Raw genomic sequence first — 16,569 nt, 5'->3', positions numbered from 1 at the left:
GTCTATTTTGTGATACTCATTTTTTTATTTAAAAATTCTTCTTTTTTTCCTTGACATTTTATAACTGGTCTAATTTAGTAAGTGTAATATTATAAGTTAACTTATAATAATTATTATATAAAATTTAGAATGACAAGTCAAGAAAAACTTGACATTATTCAAAAAATGTATTATTCTAAAATTGGAATATGAAAGGAGAAAGTTATGGCATTAAAACATGGAATATTGGGATTACTGAATTATGGGGAAATGTCAGGTTATGACCTGATGAAAACATTTGAAAAATCACTGCATTATTTTTGGCATGTAAAAACAAGCCAGATTTACCTTGAATTGGATAATATGACAAAAGCAGAACTGGTAGTTTTTAGAAAAGAAATACAGGAAAGCCGTCCAAATAAAAATATATTTATGATTACGGAAAAAGGAAGGGCGGAGCTGAGAAAATGGCTGTCGCAGTATGATATAAAAAAAGCTTTTAATATGAAAAATGAATTTTTGATGATAGTGTTTTTTCTAAATGAGCTTCCTAAGGAAGAGGCTTTGAGAATACTTGAAAATTATAAAAAACAGTGTGCAGAAGAAAAAGAATCCCTAAAAGCCGCAAATGATGCAGTACAGGTATTTAAAGATATATATAGTGTAAATAAAAAGGAACATATTTTCTGGCATCTTACTGTAAAACAGGGGGAACTGTGTTATGATGCCTGTCTGGAATGGGCAGATTATGCAATTGAAGTAATAAAAAATGAATTATAAAGGAGGAGAATATGAATATTCTGTATATTATTGATAACAGAGTCAGTGAGAGTGTAAATACTTATATGGAGAAACTTAACAAAGACAGGTTTAGCAGTAATGATAATATCAAAGTATTTAATTTGGGGGAAATGACAGTAAATCAATGTGTGGGATGTTTTTCATGCTGGCTGAAAACTCCGGGAGAATGTATATTTAAGGATTCTATGGAAGAGGTATACTTTGAAGTGGTGAAGGCTGATATTATGATTTTTGTTTCGCCTGTAAAAACAGGATTTGTCAGCGGCAGAATAAAAACTCTGATGGACAGGCTCATTCCTCTGGTTCTTCCTGATTTCAAAATTATAAATAATGAATTCCATCATAAAGAAAGATATGGAAGTTATCCAGAGCTTGGAATGATTTTGGAGCGAACAGAAAAAACAGAAGATACTGATATAAATATAATAAAGAAATTTTTTGAAAGATTCTCACTGAATTTTCATTCAAAACCTGAAATTTTTGATGTGCTGGGGAAAGGAAAGGAGGAATTGAAAAATGTCACTGGTAATATTTAACGGTTCTCCCAGAGGAGCAGGGAGTAACTCCAAGATAATGGCAGATTCTTTTCTAAAAGGTTTTTTGTCGGAAACAAATGAAGAAAGTAAAATGTTTTACTTGATAAATAAAAAAGAACTGGAACTTCACAAGAAAGAATTTGAAAATGCAGAAAAAATTATTTTTATTTTTCCGCTGTATACTGATGGTATGCCGGGAATGGTAAAGGAATTCTTTGAAGAAGTGGAAGAGTATAATTCCAAAGGCAAAAAAATAGGATTTATAGTTCATTCTGGTTTCCCGGAAGCAATACATTCCAAGTCTCTTGCAGAGTATCTGAAAAGATTTGCAGAGATAATAAATGCAGATTACGCAGGGACAGCCATTACAGGCGGAAGCGAAGCTTTGAAGTTTATACCTGAAAAAGCACTAAATAAAAAACTTGCACCGTTTTATGCATTAGGAAGAGAGTATGCCCTGAATTGTAAATTCGATATAGAAACAATTAAAGAATTGGGGAAATTACACAAGTTTAATAGTCTTATGCTGATATTTCTAAAAATCTGTATATCTCTGGGAATTTTTAATATTCACTGGAATAAAATCCTGAAAAAAAACGGAAGCCTGGATAAAAGACTGGCGAAACCTTATCAGAGCTAGAAATATAAAATCCTGAAATAAACCCTTTAAAGTGATATAATAAAATCAAGAGGCTAAAAATGCCTTCTGTAAGTATCAACAAAAAGAGAATTTTTTAGGAGGTACATTTATGGAAGATAACGGGAAGAAGGGAATGGTAGTTTTTACCAAGTATAGTCCGTATTCAGCAGTGGATACAAAGATAGAGAATTACAAAGGGGAAGAATATGAAACACCCAGAGTGGTTTCGTTATGTAGATGCGGACACTCTAAAAATAAGCCTTTCTGTGACGGGACACATGGAAGCGTGGAATTTGATAATGAGAGAAAAGAAGAAAAGAAACACGGTCCAAAAGCTTATAAGGGTTCTAAAATAACAGTTTTTTACGACAGATATCTTTGTAAGCATATAGGGAAGTGTACACATGGCTTTCCGGAGGTTTTTAATGTAAATAATACTCCTTGGATAGCGCCGGAGCAGGCACAGGATGTGGAAAAACTTATAGAGGTAATAAAAAAATGCCCTTCAGGTGCATTATCATACTCGCTTGAAGACGGGAAGAGGGAAACGGAATATAGTGATGTACAGAAGATAAAAATAGAAAAGAACGGATCAATAAATATCTCTGGTGGAGTAAAGCTTATTGATGATAATAACTCCGAGGATATTCTGGACAGTAAAGAGCATTACTCACTTTGCAGATGCGGAGCTTCAAAGCATAAGCCTTTTTGCGACGGGAGTCATCATGATATTGAATTTGACGGGCAGAAATAATCAGGATAATAAATAAAATGGAAACCCGCATGGTTTATTAATCAAACTATGCGGGTTTTTGAATTATAAAAATTACAGACTAAAAGAATCCAGATTCTTAAAAAACTCGTACTGCTCTTTTTCAATATGACCAACAGAGCATTCAGAAAGCTTTTCATATGATTCGTCATTAAGAATAATATCAATTATCTCAATATGCTCTCTTATAGTCTCTCTTCTTTTGGGAATATCCTTATGCAGAACTTTTCTTATTCTGGTAAGATTCTCGTAGACAAAATTCATCTGATTGTAAAAGAACTGATTACCGCAGTTATCAGTGAAAAAATGATGGAATTCATCATTATATTTATGAAAAAGTATATCATTTATTTCATCAAGTTCCAGCAGCTCTGTAAATTTATTCTTTAGAGGCAGGAGTGTTTTTTCAAGAAAGCTTTTTGTTTTTATTTTTGCTGTAAGGTCAATAATGATAGGCTCCAGTTTCAGCCTTATCTGGAAGGTATCTTTTATTGTCTTTAGATTTACTTCATTGACAAAAACACCCTTTCTGGGTTTTATACTTATAAACCCGAAATACTCAAGGTAAAATAAGGCTTCCTTTACAGGAGTAGTGCTTATATTCAGTGAATTCGCTATAGCACGTTCATTTATTTTTTCATTTGGTTTAAGTTCATTATTTATAATTTTCATTTTTAGGTTTTCAAAAATCTCTTCTTTTAAACTATTTTTCATAATTAAATCTCTCCATCTTTGATATGTTATATTATCAAAAATTATTGACTTTTTGTCAATCAAAAAAACTTTTGTGATATTTCACAATGTACAAAATATGAGTAGTATTTTACAAATAATATTGACTATTGAAATATTATATTGTATTTATATATTAGACAAATATATTTGAAAAATGCAAATCAAAAATTTTATAAAGATATTTTTATATAAATTTTTTTAAACTTACAAAATTGAAACTCATTATTTTATCTGAGTTTTAATTAATGAAATAATTAATACCTTGCTTACTTACATTTTGTCATATGAATAAATAGTGAGATACAAATGTTTTGACATTGGAAGTCACTGGTTATTTTGGATGTAAGTTAGACAAAACATTAGAAAAGGAGAGTTTGGAAAATGCTGTACACGATAATTAAAAAGAACTCATATCAGGATTCAGTGAATTTAATGCTTCTCACAAAAGAGCTTTCTGCTGAAGAAGGTATAGAGAAAATTTCTGTTATGATGGGAACTCCGGCTAATAAAGAAATTTTCGCCAATTCGGGTTTGTACACTGAGGAATTAGAGGCAGCCACTCCTAATGATATCTGTATCGTAATAGATACAGAAGATGAGGGGGAAATAGACGGAATATTGGAAAATATAGAATCATTTCTAAAAAATCAATCATCTAAGTCAAAAGGGAAAAAAATTCCTGTGGCAAGAACATGGGATTCAGCGTTAAGAAAACTTCCTGATGCGAATCTGGCAATAATTTCTATACCGGGAGAGTATGCTGCCGATGAGACATCAAGAGCACTTGAAAAAGGATTAAATGTATTTTTATTCAGCGACAATGTTTCTATAGAAGATGAAAAGAGAATAAAGGAAGAAGCCAGAGCAAAAGGACTGCTTGTAATGGGGCCGGACTGCGGAACAGGAATAATAGGCGGACTGCCGCTGGCATTTGCTAATGTAATAGACAAAGGAAATATCGGAATTGTAGGAGCATCAGGAACAGGAATACAGGAAATATCTACTATAATTTCAAGAAAGGGTTACGGGATAACTCAGGCAATAGGAACAGGCGGAAGAGACTTATCTGCACAGATAGAAGCAATAACAGCAATAGAAGCACTGAAGCTGCTGGCATCAGATGACGATACAGATGTAATAGTGTTTATATCAAAACCACCTGCACCGGAAGTAAGGGATAAAGTAATAGAAACATTTAAAACTCTTGGAAAACCAGTAGTAGCAAATTTTTTAGGAGATAAAAAAAGAGAAAATCATGATAATGTTTTCTATACTCATACTCTTGAAGATACAGCATTGAAAACAGTGGAAATTGCAGAAAAATATAAAATATCAGAAAAAAATATCAGAAAAGATATAAAAGAAGTAAAAGATATTACAGAAAATAAAGAACAGAGAGCAATAAAAGGACTTTACTGCGGGGGAACATTAGCTGCGGAAACAGGAATGATAATAAGAGACCATTATGGAATAGAGGACAGCGGATCACATGATAAAGGAATGATGCTGCACTATAACGGTCATGAAATAATAGATCTTGGAGATGACTTTTATACAAAAGGAAGACCGCATCCAATGATAGATCCAAGCATAAGAGTGGATATGGTATATGAAATGGCAAAAAGGCCTGAAACAGCAGTTATCTTACTGGATAATGTAATTGGTTACGGCGGTCATGAGGACATGGCAGGGGTATTTGCTCCGGTAATAAAAGAGATAAAAGAAGATTCTGCTTATAAAAAAATAGTATTTATTGCTTCTATAACAGGTACTGAAAACGATCCGCAAAAATACAGCGAGCAATATAAAAAGCTTAAAGACAGCGGTGCAATAGTATGTGAAAGTAATGCACAGGCAACAAGAATGGCTGTGGAAATAATTAAATCACTTGAAAAAAATGAAACTAATAATACAGATGCAGAAAAAAATAACACAGAAGCAAAGTCAGACCTTATAAACACAGAACCAGTGATTATCAATATAGGTCTTGGAAAATTTGCAGAGACAGTAAAAAAATATGATGCAAAAGTAATTCAGTATAACTGGGCGCCAATTGCCGGCGGAGACAAAAGACTTGCAGAAATATTGAAGAAGCTCAAATAAAACAGAGGAGGATATAAAATGAACTATAAAACAATAGATGAGGCAAACGAAGCAGTGATACAGAAAATCACAGAAGCACAGCCGTTTTTAATTGATGTAAAACCTGGAAAAGAAGTAATACAGGAATTAAATGAAAGAGTTATACTCCATGCAGGCCCTCCTATGAAATGGGAAGATATGACAGACCCTATGAAAGGTTCTTGTGTAGGGGCGGTATTATTCGAAGGCTGGGAAACAACAGAAGAAGGAGCAAGAAAACTTCTTTCAGAAGGCGGAGTAAAATTTATACCATGTCACAGTGTAGATGCAGTAGGTCCTATGGGAGGTATAACTACAGGAAACATGCCTATGCTTGTAGTAAAAAATAATACAGACGGAAAAAAAGCATACTGTACAATGAATGAAGGAATTGGAAAAGTTCTTCGTTTCGGGGCTTACAGCAGTGAAGTGGTAAACAGATTAAAATGGATGAAAGATGTGCTAGGTCCTGCTCTTTCAAAAGCATTACAGAAAATAGAAGGCGGATTAAATATAAATGTTATAGTAGCAAAAGCGCTGACAATGGGAGATGAATTTCACCAGAGAAATATAGCAGCTTCGGCTTTATTCCTGAAAGATATTATGCCTTCTCTTCTAAAAGCTGACATAACACCGGCTGAACTTGAAGAAGTAACAGTATTTCTTGCAGATACAGACCAGTTCTTCCTGAATATAATGATGGCTACATGTAAAGTAATAATGGATTCTTCCAGAGTAATAGAAGAAGGAAGCATAGTTACAGCAATGACAAGAAACGGAGATCAGTTCGGAATCAGAGTAAGCGGACTTGGTGAAGAATGGTTTACAGCACCGGTAAATACACCGGAAGGACTGTTTTTTACAGGATACTCACAGGAAGATGCAAATCCTGATATGGGAGACAGCGCAATTACAGAGACATTCGGTGTAGGAGGAATGGCAATGGTAGCTTCTCCGGGGGTAACAAGATTCATTGGTGCAGGCGGTTTTGAAGATGCCCTTAGCATTAGTGAAGAAATGAGAGAAATATGTATAGCGAATAATTCTAATTATGCAATACCAACATGGGATTTTCAGGGAACATGTCTTGGAATAGATGTACGTAAGGTAGTGGAAACAGGAATTACTCCGGTTATCAACACAGGGATAGCACATAAAAAAGCAGGAATCGGACAAATAGGTGCAGGAACAGTAAGAGTTCCACTTGAATGTTTTACTAAAGCACTTGAAGCACTGGCTAAAAAGTACGGAGTGAGCTAAAATGAGAGCTGTGTTTTCGGATTCCTATTCAGAAAATATATTATTGATTTTTGAAAAGGAAGAGAAAGGAAAATTACACAGTGAATTTGAAACAAGTATTAATTTGAAATTCGGCGAAAGGCTTGTTAATATAAGCTGTAACCGTACAGTTATGTCTCCGTTCGGAATACAGGTTCCGGAACACACCATAAAAAAGATAATAGCAAATATAGAAGACGGAGAAGAAATAACTTTTAACAGTACGGAAAAATTCTTATTATTTAAAGATATGGATTTGAAGCTGAATTTACGGGGTAAAATGTATGGCAATAAGATTTTGCCGGCTAAAGCAGATAAGAAAAATGCAGAGAAAAATATAAAAGAAATTCTGAATTATTTTTTGGGAAATAATTATAAAAATGGTTTTGGGATAGGAAACAGAGAGTTTGTAAAGGTAATCACCGATGTGGAAAACAGTACCTTAAACGAAGAAGTATTGGTAAAGATAAATAATATAAGAAAAGATGTAGAAGCGGGAAAAACAGAAATAAAGAATTATAACTACTTTTTGGGCAGAGGAGAAGGACTTACACCGGGCGGCGATGATTTCATAGTAGGAATGATGGCAGCAATGAATTTTTTAAACCATAAAAAAACAGAGAAACTAAAAAAAGAACTGATGCAGGATATATATATGAAAACTACAGATATTTCAGCAGAATATTTGTATTACGGGTCTCATTCCTGCTTCAGTCTGAATATAACGGAATTTTGCAAGAAACTACTTTTTGATAATATAAATAGCGAAGAAGAGAAAAAAGCACTGTATAAAAGTTATGAAAATCTTATAAAAAACGGACATACTTCAGGAGTAGACACTCTCATGGGAATATTATTATACACCACGGCAGTTTTGAAAACAGTGTAGAAAATGAAACAGGAGGACAGATAAAAATGTCAAAGAAAATAGTTATAGCTTTGGGAGGAAATGCCTTTGGCGATACACCGAAAGAACAGCTTGAAGCTGTAAAGAAAACTGCTAAACCTATAGTTGATCTGATTGAAGAAGGTAATCAGGTAATACTTACACATGGAAACGGACCGCAGGTAGGGATGATAAACACAGCACTTGGAAAAGCAGCAGAAATTGATGAGAAGATTCCTGATATTGATTTTCCGGAGTGCGGTGCAATGAGTCAGGGATATATAGGTTGTCATCTGCAAAGTGCTGTAAGAGAGGAACTTAGAAACAGAAATATAGGGAAATCTGTTGCGAGCATAATTACTCAGGTAGTCGTGGATAAAAATGACAAAGCTTTTGAAAACCCGACAAAACCTGTAGGAATATTTTACACAAAAGAAGAAGCTGAGAGAATCGCAAAAGAAAAAGGATATGTAATGGCTGAGGATTCAGGAAGAGGTTACAGAAGGGTAGTACCTTCTCCAATGCCTGAAAAAATCGTAGAAGCTGAGATAATAAAAGATCTGGTAGAAAAAGAACATGTGGTAATAACAGTAGGAGGCGGAGGAATTCCGGTAATCGAGAACGGAAATCAGCTGACAGGAGTTCCGGCTGTTATAGATAAAGATTTTGCAAGTGAGAAACTGGCGGAACTTTTGAAAGCCGACTATTTGATAATACTTACAGGGGTAGAAAAAGTTGCTGTTAATTTCGGAAAACCTGATCAAAAATGGCTTGATGAAATATCTGTAAGCGAAGCTGAACAATATATAAAAGAAGGGCATTTTGCTCCGGGGTCAATGCTTCCTAAGGTAGAAGCCGCAATAAAATTCATAAAGGGTAATCCTGATAAGAAGGCACTTATCACATCATTGGAAAAGGCAAAAGACGGGATTAACGGTTTGACAGGAACGGTAATAACAGGTAATTAATATATAAATAAATTAGTTTACAGGAGAATGAGCTCCTGACAGGAGGAAAAAAATGTTTAAGAAAAATTCTTTGATTTTAAAAGTCATGTTTTCAATGTTATTTTTATCAGGAATAACATTTGCCGAAGAGGCGGAGAAAGTAATACAGAAGCCGGAAGGTTTTATGGCTGTATTAACTGTAATACCATTAATAATAATAATATTTATGCTGTACAAAAAATTCGACATGCTGGTAGCAGGATTCGTAGGCGGAGCTTTAGCAATGGTAATAGGAAGAATTTCACTGGGAGATGCAAACGGAATTTTGTTAAAATCAATACCGGCAATGCTTACAATTACAGTACCAATTATAAATTCAGCTCTGGCAATGGCAGTATTTAAGTCAGGGGGATATACATCTGCATTATCGCTTGTAAAAAGAGGAATAAAAGGGAAAGTAGAATATCTGGCGGCATTTATAGTTATATTACAGGCAGCAGCAACATATATGTCTGGAATCGGCGGAGGAAGTGCCATGGTTATTGCACCTCTTGCATTTGCAGCAGTGGGAGCTATACCGGAACTAATAGCGGCAATGTCTATAGCAGCAGCGGTTTGTTTTACTACATCACCTGCATCACTTGAATCAAGTATAGTTTCTAAACTAAGTAATATACCTGTGGCAGAATATGTTTCAATGATGAAAATATTTGCTTTAGTATTTACAATATTAGCTATTGCTCTTGGATACTACGGAGCAAGAAAAAGAAAAGTAATTTTTAAAGAAGATCATGAAGATGAATTTGCAACAAAAACTAACAAAGAACTGTTTATAATGACAATACCTACAATTTTCCTTTTATTCGCGGTTATTTTCGGACCGTTTGTAAATAAACTGGTAGGTATGCCGCTGATATCACCGCTTGTTTACTCAATAGTTACAGTTGTATTAATAGCTCTGTGTACTAAATTATCTCTGGGAGAATCATCAAGCTCAATGGTAGAAGGATCAAATTACATACTTGTAAGATTGTTCAGCGTGGGAATATTCCTTACTTTCATTAATATAATAGGAGAAACAGGAGCATTTGCAGCGATTGTAAGTGTGGCGGAAATAGCACCAAGAAGTCTCGTAGTACCTGTTGCCGTACTTGCAGGATTCCTCGTAGGGGTACCGGCAGGGGCATATGTCGGTTCTATACTGACTCTGGTAATACCAATAGCAGTTTCGCTTGGTTTCTCACCTGTGGAACTTGGATTTGTAGCAATAGGAGTAGGTCTTGGAAGCCAGATGAGTTTCGTAAATATAACAATGCAGGCTTTATCGTCAGGATTCAGAATACCTATTATAGACGTGGTTAAAGGTAACTCAAAATGGATTCTTGGTTGTCTTGGAATACTACTTGTAATCTCTTACTTTGTATAATCAGGAAAATGATATATAATAAATCTAAGGAGGAAAATTATGGATATAATAATTAGAAATGCCAGAATTTCAGACAAGGAAAACTTAAAAGACGTAGCAATAAAAGACGGGAAAATAATAAAGATAGAAGAAAATATAGCTGAAAAAGCTAATGAAGAGATAGATGCAGACGGAAGAGTACTTATACCCGGACTTGTAGAAAGTCACATCCACATGGATAAAGCATTAATAGCTGACAGACTTCCTAACAGATCAGGAACTCTTGCAGAAGCAATAAAAGTAACAGCTGAATTGAAGCCTACTTTTACAAAAGAAGATGTGGAAGAAAGAGCAACTAAAGTTTTGATGATGTTAATACAGCATGGTATTACAAATATAAGAACTCATTCGGAATTTGATCCAAGTCAGGGATTCACAGGATTTGAAACAATCTTGAAACTAAAAGAAAAGTTCAAAAATGTAGTTGATATACAGGTAGTGGCATTCCCGCAGGAAGGTATATTCAAAACTCCGGGAACTGAAAAAATGATGTATGAAGCAATGGAAATGGGGGCAGATGCTGTGGGAGGAATTCCTTATAACGATGCTCCGGCTAATGAACATATTGATCTTGTTTTCGAAATTGCAAAAAAATATAACAAACCGCTTGATTTTCATCAGGATTTCAAAGACGGGCCTGAAGGAATGACAATAGAATATCTGTGTGAGAAAACAATAAAAGAAGGTTATGAGGGAAGAGTGTCAGTAGGTCACTTAACAAGTCTCGGGGCTATAGGCAGAGAAAGATTAATGCCGATTATTGAGCTGATGAGAAAAGCACAAATAAACGTTATGAGTCTCCCGGCTACAGATTTACATCTTGGGGGAAGAAACGACGAATATAATGTAAGACGTGGAATTACACCTATAAGAGCATTGAGAGACGGCGGAGTAAATGTATGTATCAGCACTAATAACATCAGAAACGCTTTTACACCATACGGAAACGGTGACTTAATGCAGACTGCAATGCTTGCAATACCGGTAGGACATCTTGGAGGAGCAGATGACATAGAAACTGTGCTTCCTATGATAACTGTAAATCCTGCCAAAGCTATAGGGCTGACAGAATATGGTCTTGAAGCAGGAAAAAATGCAGATATGGTTTTACTGGATACTAAAAAAGTAAAAGATGCAATTATAGACATTCCTGAAAGACTTTATGTAATTAAAAACGGTAAGATAACAGTAAAAACAGAAAAGAAAATACAATATAACTTTACTGTATAATATTATATATCTTAAATAAGCAACAAAAACAAAAACTGCCATGAAATAAAATAGCCATTTCTAAAAAAGAAAATATTTCAGGCAGTTTTTTTGTGTAAAAATTTATATGATTTAAAATCTTAAATTTTCAGGTTATCGAGATTGGCAAAGAAATCACTCTGTGCATTTTCAATGTGTTTCACGGAAAGATTTCTTGTAGTTTCCATTGGCGATTCGTTTATTACAGAATCTATTATTTCGATGCTTTCTCCTATCCCTTCAAGCCTTCTGTGGTCTTCCTTATAAAGGGATCTTCTTATTCTGTGAAGATGGTCATATACTACGTTCATTTGCTTTGTAAGATAGAGATTATTACAGTTATTGGTGAAAAAGTATCTGAAAGATTCATAAACTTTATCAAAAATATCAACATCAAGATTTTTTACCTTTGAAATATCAGTAAAATCCTTTTTCAAATTCAACAGATTTTTCAAAAGAAGTTTTTTCTCCATGGATTGTACTGTTAGTTCAATCAAGACAGGTTCGAGTTTCATACGGGCCTGAAAGACATCTTTGATAAGTTTCAGGTTTACCTCTTTTATATAAATACCCCTTCTGGGGAAAATCTGTATGTGATTCTCCAGTTCCAGACGGAGCAGGGCTTCTTTTACAGGTGTAGTGCTGATATTCAATTCTTTTGCGATAGTTCTTTCGTTAAGATTCTCGCTTGTTGGTATTCTGTTGTTTATAATCATCTCTTTCAGGTAATCATAAGCCTTTGTCTTCATTTCCTGATTCTCCGTTTCTAAAATAAAAAGTTGTTCAAATAGATTATACAGGATAATTTTTACTTTTTCAATTTAATTAAGCGAATAAAATATTTTATTTATATATAGTCTGTCTTTTCAATATTTTTATTGACATTTTTTAGGTGGTTTTTTATAATTGAAAGCAAAAATTTTTGAAAGTACAATAAAAAAGCCTTCATACGAAGACTTTTGTGGAGTAAAAAGAAACTTTTACGTGTATTAAAGTCAAATATTTTGATTAACAAAATAATTATATATCATGTAAAATAAAAAGTCAAGAAAAAAATTAATTATTTAGAGAAGAATTTTATTAGAAAATACGCCTGTGTTTTAATAAATCGGTATTTTTGTTTTGTTAATCAAAATATTTTTCTGTTGAAAAAAATATAAGTAAAAAATCCCCGAAATTTTATATTCAGGGATTTATAATATTATAAACTAGTTTTGTTGTAAAAATTCATCAATAGCTTTAGCAGCTTTCTTTCCGGCACCCATTGCAAGGATAACTGTAGCTGCTCCGGTAACTGCATCTCCGCCTGCATAAACTCTCTCTTTAGTAGTCTTACCAGTCTCTTCGTCTGCAACAATACATTTCCATCTGTTCAGTTCTAGTCCCGGTGTAGTACGTGAGATAAGCGGATTAGGTGAAGTACCTATTGACATTATAACAGTATCTACATCAAGGATAAATTCAGAACCCGGAACTTCTACAGGTCTTCTTCTTCCGCTGTCATCAGGTTCACCAAGTTCCATTTTTATACATTTCATTCCATTTACCCATCCTGATTCATCAGCAAGAATTTCCACAGGGTTATTCAGGAATAAAAATTTGATTCCTTCTTCTTTAGCATGTTCTAATTCTTCTGCTCTTGCAGGACACTCTTCTTCAGATCTTCTGTATACGATATATACTTCAGAACCAAGTCTTAATGCAGTTCTCGCAGCATCCATAGCAACGTTTCCTGCACCGACAACAGCAACTTTTTTACCAATCTTTATAGGTGTTTTGTAACTTTCGTCGAAAGCCTTCATCAGATTACTTCTTGTAAGCAGCTCGTTTGCAGAAAGAACTCCGTTTGAATTCTCTCCTTTTATGTGCATAAAATTCGGAAGTCCTGCCCCGGAAGCTATATAAACAGCTTCAAAGCCTTCTTTCCCGAGCATATCATCTATAGTAAGTGTTTTTCCTATAACAACGTCAGTTTCTATCTTAACTCCAAGATCCATAACACCTTGTATTTCAGGTTTTACTACCTGTTCTTTAGGAAGTCTGAATTCAGGAATTCCATATACAAGAACTCCGCCAGGCTCATGAAGAGCTTCAAAAACAGTAACATCATAACCGCTTTTGGCAAGGTCTCCTGCACATGCTATACCAGAAGGTCCGCTTCCTATAATAGCAACTTTCTTACCGTTTTTAACTATTTTAGAAGGGAAAGTAATATTATTTTCTCTTACATAATCAGCAACAAATCTTTCAAGTCTTCCTATACCGACAGGCTCATTCTTAATTCCTACGACACAGCTTCCTTCACACTGGTCTTCCTGTGGGCATACTCTTCCGCAGACAGCAGGAAGTGCATTTGTTTCAAGAATAATTTCCGCTGCTTTTTCAAAATTCCCGGCTTTTACTTCCATAATAAACTGTGGAATCTGAACGTTTACCGGACAGTTATCCACACAACGTGGATTTTTACAGTTCAGACATCTTGTAGCTTCCTGCATCGCCAGTTCTTTTGTATATCCCAGACTTACTTCGTCAAAATTCTTTACTCTCTGCTCAGCAGGCTGAATAATATCTTCTGTTTTTTTCTTTTTATCAAATGGTACATCTATTTTCATAGAGTCACATCCGCAGCCTTCTCTGTGGTGTGTCCCTTTTTCTTCCTGTTTCAGCTGTATTCTTCCTTCTACAGTCTTATACATAGTTTGTCTTCTTAATGCTTCATCAAAATTAACTTTGTGCGCATCAAACTCAGGACCGTCAACACATGCGAATTTTACTTCTCCGCCTACAGTAACACGGCAGGCACCGCACATACCAGTACCATCTACCATTATAGGGTTTAAGCTTACTACAGTAGGTATATCAAGCTCTTTAGTCAGGAGCGATACGAACTTCATCATAATCATAGGTCCGATAGCTACAACTTCGTCATATTTCTTTCCCTGTACCTGAACAAGGTCTCTCAAAACATCTGTAACAAGCCCTTTATGTCCGTATGAACCATCATCAGTGGCAATATAAACATCTCTTGCTACTTTTTTCATCTCTTCTTCCATAATAACTGCTTCTTTATTCTTGGCACCAATTATTACATCTACATTTACCCCTTTTTCATGAAGCCATTTTACCTGCGGGTAAACAGGAGCAGTACCAAGTCCTCCTGCAACAAAAAGAATATTTTTCTTTTTCAGCTCATCTATATTTTCATGAATAAAGTCAGAAGGATTACCAAGAGGGCCTACAAAATCATGGAAATAATCTCCCTCTTCATAATTGAATAATTCTTTTGTAGAATTTCCGATAGTCTGAATTACGATAGTAACAAGCCCTTTTTCTCTGTCGTAGTCACAGATGGTAAGCGGAATTCTCTCGCCTTTCTCATCTGCTATAAGTATGATAAACTCACCAGGTTCTGCTGACTGGGCAACTCTCGGAGCCTCAATATTCATAAGGAATATCGAAGGAGCCAATATTCTTTTTTCAACTATTTTATACATATCTCTTTACACCATCTCCCGTTATTGATTTATATTGAAAAAATTTTAAATATATAAAACTAAACATTAATGCGAATATGATTAATTTTATATATTTATATATTTTATTTGATAAATTATTTTTTATTTGATGAATTATTTTTCAACATATATATAAATTATATCTGATTTTCAGCAATTGTCAATTAAAAATGTTACATTTTGGAAAAAAAATTGAAAAATTTTCGGACGGAAAATCTGACAGTATGTAAATGCCTGTAATTCATATGATTTTGTGAAAATTTTTCTATAAATATATTTTTCTTTCAAAAATAAAAAATAATAAAAAACAGATATTATTTTTGAAACTGTAATATCTGTATAAATTTAGATATTCAGATTATCAAGATTTTTGAAAAAATCCATCTGAGCCTCTTCTATATGCTTCTCGCAGAGTTCTTTTACGAACTCAATAGTGCTGTTATCAAGGATACAATTAATTATGTAAATATGTTCTTCCAGAGCTTCCAGCCTTCTTGCGGCATTTCCGTACAATACTTTTCTTATACGATGAAGATGATCATAAACAAGGTTCATCTGCTCAGAGAAGAAAAGATTGCCGCAGTTATCTGCGAAAAAATATCTGTAATTGTCATAGAGTTTATCAAATTCGTTATTATCAACATTTTTCATACCAGACATTTTCGTGAATTTTTTTTTGAAATCCAAAAGAGATTTTGTAAGCTTTTCTTTATTCATGGAATTTATGGTAAGTTCCACAATTAACGGCTCGATTCTGACACGAACCTGAAAAATATCTTTTATTAATTTCAGATCTACTTCCCGGACAGAAACAGATTTTCTGGGATTAATCACTACGAAATTCTCGCTTTCCAAATACAAAAATGCTTCTTTAACAGGCGTTTTGCTGATGGAAAGTTCATCAGATATCATTTTTTCGCTGATTATCTGATTCGAGGTATATTCATTATTTAATATTTTATCTTTTATATAATTATATGCTAAAACTCTTAAATCTGTCTTCATAAAATCACCTTCTGGTATATAATATAAAATTATTACAGAAAAACTCATGTTTGTCAAATTAATTCTTATGATTCTGGGTGTTTTATCGTTGTATATGAGTTACTGTAAAATATCGTTTCTTTATAGTGTTTATAACGGAGAAATGGCTATTTATAACAGGAATATAAAGTTTTTCAGGGAAAAAGTAAAAAAAATAATGAAAAAAATAAGAAAATGTAGTATAATATGGGTTACTTGGGAGTGTCAAGGTTTCGACAGGGTAAAAAGGTTACTGTCAGCAGGTAAGCGGGAGCTTTAAAATCCAACTTAAAATTAATCGGAAACGATAATTACGCATTAGCTGCCTAATAAGGCGGCTCACCCTAACTAGAGGTGCTGTTGCTCTTATTAGTGGTGTCATTCTTAACGGCTTACTCTCTTAGATGTCTATAATGAGAGAGGAAATTTTATAGACTCGCCTTGTGACTTTTGTTTGTTTAATATCACAATGTTAAAAATGATAAATAGACTAAACCTGTAGAAGACGGTAGTCGGCTTTTACTTTGGACGCGGGTTCAATTCCCGCCACTTCCACCATCATAACCACCGTCCACAAGACCAAAAAATTTTAGCTTAATGTTAATGGTTTCCTTATAAATAAT

The 16,569-nt window shown here is 34.1% G+C and carries 14 protein-coding genes and 1 other RNA gene; 11 read left to right on the top strand and 4 right to left on the bottom strand.

Annotation, left to right across the window (positions count from 1 at the left end):
• The first annotated feature begins 204 nt into the window (after positions 1–204).
• From NK213_RS16580 to NK213_RS16565, 4 genes are all read left to right on the top strand, one after another.
• Positions 205–759: a PadR family transcriptional regulator gene (locus tag NK213_RS16580; protein ID WP_253351226.1), complete on the top strand. Its 555-nt coding sequence runs from the start codon at positions 205–207 to the stop codon at positions 757–759.
• Positions 760–770: 11 nt separating this feature from the next.
• The gene (locus NK213_RS16575; RefSeq protein WP_253351224.1) at positions 771–1,316 is read left to right on the top strand and encodes a flavodoxin family protein; all 546 of its coding nucleotides are present in this window, start codon (positions 771–773) and stop codon (positions 1,314–1,316) included.
• Positions 1,297–1,956 carry an NAD(P)H-dependent oxidoreductase gene (locus tag NK213_RS16570; protein ID WP_253351222.1) on the top strand — a complete coding sequence of 220 codons (660 nt, stop codon included), beginning with the start codon at positions 1,297–1,299 and terminating at the stop codon, positions 1,954–1,956. The genes NK213_RS16575 and NK213_RS16570 overlap by 20 nt, the downstream gene beginning before the upstream one ends.
• A 109-nt stretch (positions 1,957–2,065) precedes the next feature.
• The gene (locus NK213_RS16565; protein WP_253351220.1) at positions 2,066–2,710 is read left to right on the top strand and encodes a CDGSH iron-sulfur domain-containing protein; all 645 of its coding nucleotides are present in this window, start codon (positions 2,066–2,068) and stop codon (positions 2,708–2,710) included.
• A gap of 72 nt (positions 2,711–2,782) precedes the next feature.
• Here the strand turns inward: NK213_RS16565 and NK213_RS16560 are convergent, their stop codons facing one another.
• Positions 2,783–3,442, bottom strand: a complete 660-nt coding sequence (locus NK213_RS16560; RefSeq protein WP_253351218.1) for a GntR family transcriptional regulator — start codon at positions 3,440–3,442, stop codon at positions 2,783–2,785.
• A 402-nt stretch (positions 3,443–3,844) separates the two neighbouring features.
• Between NK213_RS16560 and NK213_RS16555 the strand changes: the two genes are divergently transcribed.
• The 6 genes from NK213_RS16555 to NK213_RS16530 are packed head-to-tail and all read left to right on the top strand — an operon-like array spanning position 3,845 to position 11,390.
• The gene (locus NK213_RS16555; RefSeq protein WP_253351216.1) at positions 3,845–5,566 is read left to right on the top strand and encodes an acyl-CoA synthetase FdrA; all 1,722 of its coding nucleotides are present in this window, start codon (positions 3,845–3,847) and stop codon (positions 5,564–5,566) included.
• Positions 5,567–5,584: 18 nt separating this feature from the next.
• A complete protein-coding gene (locus NK213_RS16550; RefSeq protein WP_253351215.1) occupies positions 5,585–6,844 on the top strand; it encodes a DUF1116 domain-containing protein in 1,260 nt (419 codons plus the stop codon).
• Position 6,845: 1 nt separating this feature from the next.
• Positions 6,846–7,751 carry a DUF2877 domain-containing protein gene (locus NK213_RS16545; protein ID WP_253351213.1) on the top strand — a complete coding sequence of 302 codons (906 nt, stop codon included), beginning with the start codon at positions 6,846–6,848 and terminating at the stop codon, positions 7,749–7,751.
• A gap of 26 nt (positions 7,752–7,777) precedes the next feature.
• Positions 7,778–8,716 carry a carbamate kinase gene (gene arcC / locus NK213_RS16540; RefSeq protein WP_253351211.1) on the top strand — a complete coding sequence of 313 codons (939 nt, stop codon included), beginning with the start codon at positions 7,778–7,780 and terminating at the stop codon, positions 8,714–8,716.
• Positions 8,717–8,768: 52 nt separating this feature from the next.
• Positions 8,769–10,121, top strand: coding sequence for a citrate transporter (locus NK213_RS16535; protein ID WP_253351204.1), 1,353 nt, complete (start codon positions 8,769–8,771; stop codon positions 10,119–10,121).
• Positions 10,122–10,160: 39 nt separating this feature from the next.
• Positions 10,161–11,390, top strand: coding sequence for an amidohydrolase family protein (locus NK213_RS16530; protein ID WP_253351202.1), 1,230 nt, complete (start codon positions 10,161–10,163; stop codon positions 11,388–11,390).
• A gap of 119 nt (positions 11,391–11,509) precedes the next feature.
• On the opposite strand, the gene NK213_RS16525 is transcribed toward NK213_RS16530, so the two are convergent.
• The 3 genes from NK213_RS16525 to NK213_RS16515 form a co-directional block, all read right to left on the bottom strand.
• Positions 11,510–12,157: a GntR family transcriptional regulator gene (locus NK213_RS16525; protein WP_253351199.1), complete on the bottom strand. Its 648-nt coding sequence runs from the start codon at positions 12,155–12,157 to the stop codon at positions 11,510–11,512.
• A 459-nt stretch (positions 12,158–12,616) separates the two neighbouring features.
• Positions 12,617–14,902, bottom strand: a complete 2,286-nt coding sequence (locus NK213_RS16520; protein ID WP_253351197.1) for a bifunctional dihydroorotate dehydrogenase B NAD binding subunit/NADPH-dependent glutamate synthase — start codon at positions 14,900–14,902, stop codon at positions 12,617–12,619.
• Between the two features lie 366 nt (positions 14,903–15,268).
• A complete protein-coding gene (locus NK213_RS16515; RefSeq protein ID WP_253351195.1) occupies positions 15,269–15,928 on the bottom strand; it encodes a GntR family transcriptional regulator in 660 nt (219 codons plus the stop codon).
• A 236-nt stretch (positions 15,929–16,164) separates the two neighbouring features.
• Between NK213_RS16515 and ssrA the strand changes: the two genes are divergently transcribed.
• Positions 16,165–16,504: a transfer-messenger RNA gene (gene ssrA / locus NK213_RS16510) on the top strand.
• Positions 16,505–16,569: the final 65 nt, after the last annotated feature.

It is taken from the genome of Sebaldella sp. S0638, assembly GCF_024158605.1.
Taxonomy (GTDB): Bacteria; Fusobacteriota; Fusobacteriia; order Fusobacteriales; family Leptotrichiaceae; genus Sebaldella.
Note: the sequence above shows the minus strand (reverse complement) of the source record. Positions and strands in the feature narration are given on the sequence as shown.

Bases quoted from the DNA above. Each gene is read 5' to 3' on its own strand.
- NK213_RS16580 (WP_253351226.1), top strand. From the start codon at position 205: ATGGCATTAAAACATGGAATATTGGGATTACTGAATTATGGGGAAATG.
- NK213_RS16575 (WP_253351224.1), top strand. From the start codon at position 771: ATGAATATTCTGTATATTATTGATAACAGAGTCAGTGAGAGTGTAAAT.
- NK213_RS16570 (WP_253351222.1), top strand. From the start codon at position 1,297: ATGTCACTGGTAATATTTAACGGTTCTCCCAGAGGAGCAGGGAGTAAC.
- NK213_RS16565 (WP_253351220.1), top strand. From the start codon at position 2,066: ATGGAAGATAACGGGAAGAAGGGAATGGTAGTTTTTACCAAGTATAGT.
- NK213_RS16560 (WP_253351218.1), bottom strand. From the start codon at position 3,442: ATGAAAAATAGTTTAAAAGAAGAGATTTTTGAAAACCTAAAAATGAAA.
- NK213_RS16555 (WP_253351216.1), top strand. From the start codon at position 3,845: ATGCTGTACACGATAATTAAAAAGAACTCATATCAGGATTCAGTGAAT.
- NK213_RS16550 (WP_253351215.1), top strand. From the start codon at position 5,585: ATGAACTATAAAACAATAGATGAGGCAAACGAAGCAGTGATACAGAAA.
- NK213_RS16545 (WP_253351213.1), top strand. From the start codon at position 6,846: ATGAGAGCTGTGTTTTCGGATTCCTATTCAGAAAATATATTATTGATT.
- arcC (WP_253351211.1), top strand. From the start codon at position 7,778: ATGTCAAAGAAAATAGTTATAGCTTTGGGAGGAAATGCCTTTGGCGAT.
- NK213_RS16535 (WP_253351204.1), top strand. From the start codon at position 8,769: ATGTTTAAGAAAAATTCTTTGATTTTAAAAGTCATGTTTTCAATGTTA.
- NK213_RS16530 (WP_253351202.1), top strand. From the start codon at position 10,161: ATGGATATAATAATTAGAAATGCCAGAATTTCAGACAAGGAAAACTTA.
- NK213_RS16525 (WP_253351199.1), bottom strand. From the start codon at position 12,157: ATGAAGACAAAGGCTTATGATTACCTGAAAGAGATGATTATAAACAAC.
- NK213_RS16520 (WP_253351197.1), bottom strand. From the start codon at position 14,902: ATGTATAAAATAGTTGAAAAAAGAATATTGGCTCCTTCGATATTCCTT.
- NK213_RS16515 (WP_253351195.1), bottom strand. From the start codon at position 15,928: ATGAAGACAGATTTAAGAGTTTTAGCATATAATTATATAAAAGATAAA.